The 340-nt window shown below is 59.4% G+C and carries 1 pseudogene; it reads left to right on the top strand.

Annotation, left to right across the window (positions count from 1 at the left end):
* Positions 1-76: 76 nt before the first annotated feature.
* A pseudogene (locus tag AB0T83_RS20380) lies at positions 77-294 on the top strand (IS3 family transposase); the annotation flags it as partial.
* Between the last annotated feature and the right edge of the window lie 46 nt (positions 295-340).

Raw genomic sequence — 340 nt, 5'->3', positions numbered from 1 at the left:
ACTTGTTCGTTGTCTTTGTCATGATGCTCCATCCTACTCAGGAGTTGGAGCCTCCGGCAAACCCGGTGCGGGTCAGGAGCAGGAGAATGCGCGACTGAAGAAGATCGTGGCAGACCTGTCTCTGGACAAGGAGATGCTGCAGGACGTCATCAAGCGAAAGCTCTGAGGCCTGCCCGGAAGAGGACGCTGGTCGATGAGATGCGGTTGGATTGGCAGGTGTCGATCCGCCGGGCCTGCGCGGTGATCAAGTCTCATCGGCCCGGCCAGGCCGCGTTGGAACAGCGGATCAAGGAATGAGGAGGGTCAGCAAACAGTCCGGGGGACTGTTTGCCCGACGAAT

The organism is Meridianimarinicoccus marinus (assembly GCF_040689105.1).
GTDB lineage: Bacteria > Pseudomonadota > Alphaproteobacteria > Rhodobacterales > Rhodobacteraceae > Meridianimarinicoccus > Meridianimarinicoccus marinus.
This window is presented reverse-complemented; position numbering and strand designations above follow the sequence as displayed.